This is a genomic window from uncultured Campylobacter sp. (genome assembly GCF_938030815.1).
In the GTDB taxonomy this organism is placed as follows: domain Bacteria; phylum Campylobacterota; class Campylobacteria; order Campylobacterales; family Campylobacteraceae; genus Campylobacter_B.
Genome location: NZ_CALHII010000167.1, coordinates 1 through 3,553 on the forward strand (window position 1 = coordinate 1; position 3,553 = coordinate 3,553).

Genomic DNA, 3,553 nt, shown 5'->3' on the forward strand with positions numbered 1-3,553 from the left:
GCTCCTAAAATTTTCCGCAATATACCTCACATAGACTTAATCTGCGATAATTTTAGAATGTCTCAAATATCGTTAAATCAGAGCTTTTCTTGATCCGCTTCGGCAAATTTCATCTCAATGCTTCATAGGTATTCGGCTCTCTTGCGCCGCTCGTCGCACCTCTTGCCGAGAGGGTAAATTTAACTGGGCTTTTTCGACTTAAACGCCCTTTTTGCCGTCATATAAAAGCCGCTAAAGATAAAAAGCGCCATGCAAAGCGAGACGAGCGACCATAAAATTTTACCCGCGAGCCCGAAAAAATAGCCCGTATGTAGCTGATAGTTCGCGTCTTTAAACTCGCCCACGGTGATACCCTCCGTTTGCTTCTGCTGCGCGATTTTGCCCTCATTTAGCTTCACGCTCGCGCCTTTTGGACGGGCTGTAGCGGGCGCATCGGGCTCATAATACCTGACGCCGATCTTATCTCCGGCTGCGAGCATTAGGGTAAATTCTTTATACTCTATGCCACTTGATCTGAATATCTCATAAGCCCTCTGCGCGTCGCTAAATTTATACGTAGCGGGCTTTTTGCCCTCCTCCTTAGCAGGTGCGGCGGCGTGATCTTTAGAAGCGGCGGCAGCTTTAGGTGCGCTAGCTTGCGGCAAATTTTGCGAACTTACAAAAAGCTTCATCACGGCATCGTTATACCAGCTATATGACCAATTAAGCCCGGTTAAGCAGATAAGCAGGTAAATCACTGCACTTAGCGAGCCTAGGCTCGTATGTAGGTTATAAAAAAGAGCGTATTTTTTGAGTTTAAAATTTGGTCTTATAGCTTCGATAAATTTGCGCCTAAGCCTTGGGAAATGCAGCCAGACGCCGCTTATTACGAGCAGTATCATCGCTGTGGCGCTCGCGCCTACGATCTGTTTGCCGATCTCGCCCGCAGTTTTGTTGCCGCTTAGCGCTAGGCCCAAATTTCGATGCAACGCCATCACCGTTAGCACAAAGCTCGTGCCGCGGTCCTTGCCGATGATCTGCGCAGTGTATGGATCGACCAGATACGCATCATTTCTGTTTGCGTAAATGACGAAGGCTTCATCATCGCTTTTGGGCACGACGAGCCTTACGGGCTGTTTAACGCCCGTTTGCTCGCTAAAGCTTTGTAAAATTTTCTCCACGCTTTGCATTTCGCCTGTTTTTTCGATCTTTTTAGAGCCCGCATTTATTAGCGCCTCAAACTCGTGCTGATACGATAAAATCGCGCCCGTAACGCCTATGATAAGCAGCGGGATAGAAAAAACGATCGACAAAATAAGATGGACGTTAAACAAAATTTTATTGCGCTTCAAAAGCGAGCTCATTGTAGATCCTTGCGAGATAAATTTAATCTTTATTTGATTGAGGTTCGCAATTATATTGTGCGATTTTAAATATTTAGATAATTATCATTAAGATTTAGGATGCGAAATTTTAAGGCACGTTATGGCATCGCAAGAGCGACTAGGCACCTCGCGTAATGCCGTAAACTGCATATTTCAGAATATCAAAGCTAAAAATTTAATCTGCTTTTCGCGCGGCAAGATCACGCTAGCGAGATAAAATTCTAATCGCGATTTATAAAAAGCGCGCTTAGAATCTCGTAAATTTAGAAATTTTGCGCTAAAATTGCCAAAGACGCGAGCTTGCGTAATCCAAAAGAAACAAGGTCATTATTATGTCGCAAAGTATAGTCGAGTTTGCTACGATAATCCTTTATGTTACGATAGGCTTTTGCCTTCTTGTTTCATTGCTTGATAAAAAAAGATCATTCAAAACCGTAGATCACGGAACTCTGTTTATCTCCACCGATCCGCTTTTAAAAATGCAGATGTTTATAATATTCCTAAGCTTCGGCGTAGTCACTCTATCCAGCTCGCACGTAGCAAAACATAACGGCGAGCCGATACCCTGCTTTTACACCCACGATAAAATTTGCTCGCAAGAGTATAAAGCGGCAGGCATAAATTTAAGATGCTTCGAAGAAGGCGATCCCAGATGCATAGACGGATATCTGCAAATAAGCAAACCCAGGCTAATACTCGGCAAAATCATATCTGTCTGCGCCATAATTTTTTCATTTATCGTGCTAATTCAAAAAGGAATCAGAATAGATAAAAGCGGCATCTGCAAAGAATGGGAGGTTCTGCCGTTTAGGCATACGGAAAAGATATACTTTGATGAGATGAACTACGCCACATGGTTTATAAGAGGCGTAAAAATAATCAGCATACGAGGCAAAATTAGCGGCGTTAAATTCGGGGCGGGATATTTGTATGCACAAAAGGATATAGATTTTTTGCAAAATTTTATATTAGAAAAGCTAGCTGAAATTTCAAAAGCCGAAGCAGCCGAGCGAAACGCCTAAATTTAAATATATCGTCGTAAAATATCCAAAATGAAAGGAGCTGCATGAGGCTTTTGTATTTTGTGCTTTTTGCAAATGTAGTGCTATTTGTACTTTGCGGTTTAAAAAACTTTCTGTTTAAAAGCAGCGCTTCTTATAAAACCGTGCAAAAGGGCGCCTGGCTCATACCTCCTAGCCCCATAGCAAAAACTATGCTTATCGTGCTATTTTTATCCTGGGGTTCGTTAGTGGCGTTTGATGAGCCTTGGATAAAAACAACAAGAGGCGGAGGTAAAGTTACATGCTTTGACGCAAACGACCCTTTATGTATAGACGGCTTCTTGCACAGAAGTAGCGACGAGACCGCACTTGTGATCGCGATGGGCATTGTTTTGATACTTATATCGCTATGGCTATTAACCGAAAAAGGGGTCATCATAGACAGCCGCAATATAAGGAGAGAATGGGAATGCTCGCCGTTTAAATTTAGCACAAAGATAGATATAGAAAATGCCCTTATGGAAAAAGGGATGAAGGGCGAGATGCCGATTTTAAAAATAAAAGACGGGCAAAGCGGCAAAAATTTTACGCTCTCATTCCCATACGCACAGCAAGATATAAAATTTATCGAAGCAGAGATAAGAAAGAGGCGCTATAAGATGATGAAATCAAAAGGGGCGAAGGCTCCCCTCAAATCCGCGCTCAAAAAAACTATAAGCTTAAAAGGCGCGAATGAGCGCGCAAACATAGAAATTCCAAAAAACGACAAAGAGGGCGCGGGCAATTAAATTTTAAATTTAGCCACGCGCGAGCAATAGCTATGAAAATTTATGACAAGCCGTAGCAAAGCAGCATAATGATCGCGCGAACAAGCCCAACGCTAGCCTAAAAAGACGAGCCGAAAGCTTAAAACGAACCGGGCGATTAAAATTTAACTCGCGATTTTAAAAACCAAAATTCCAAACTTCTCCGTTAAAATCGTCAAAATTTAGCCTATTTTTTACCTAAAATTTCGTAAAATTATCACTTTAAATTTTCAAAAAGGACGCAGATGAATAAAAGTTTGGAATTCAGAGCCGACATCGGAATGCTCTTCGTGGCGATTGCTTTTGGGCTCGGGTATCTGCCCACCTCGCAGGCGCTTGCGAGCAACAACGTCTTCGTGCTGCTATTTTGGCGCTTTTTCGC

At 42.6% G+C, this 3,553-nt stretch carries 3 protein-coding genes; 2 read left to right on the forward strand and 1 reads right to left on the reverse strand.

The window, feature by feature from the left end:
- Window positions 1-179: 179 nt before the first annotated feature.
- A complete protein-coding gene (locus Q0277_RS06610; RefSeq protein ID WP_297996680.1) occupies window positions 180-1,343 on the reverse strand; it encodes a PepSY-associated TM helix domain-containing protein in 1,164 nt (387 codons plus the stop codon).
- Between the two features lie 353 nt (window positions 1,344-1,696).
- On the opposite strand from Q0277_RS06610, the gene Q0277_RS06615 reads away from it, so the two are divergent.
- Together Q0277_RS06615 and Q0277_RS06620 are read left to right on the forward strand one after the other, a co-directional pair.
- Window positions 1,697-2,386, forward strand: a complete 690-nt coding sequence (locus Q0277_RS06615) for a hypothetical protein (RefSeq protein ID WP_297996683.1) — start codon at window positions 1,697-1,699, stop codon at window positions 2,384-2,386.
- A 44-nt stretch (window positions 2,387-2,430) separates the two neighbouring features.
- Window positions 2,431-3,153, forward strand: coding sequence for a hypothetical protein (locus Q0277_RS06620; protein WP_297996685.1), 723 nt, complete (start codon window positions 2,431-2,433; stop codon window positions 3,151-3,153).
- The last annotated feature ends 400 nt before the right edge of the window (window positions 3,154-3,553 follow it).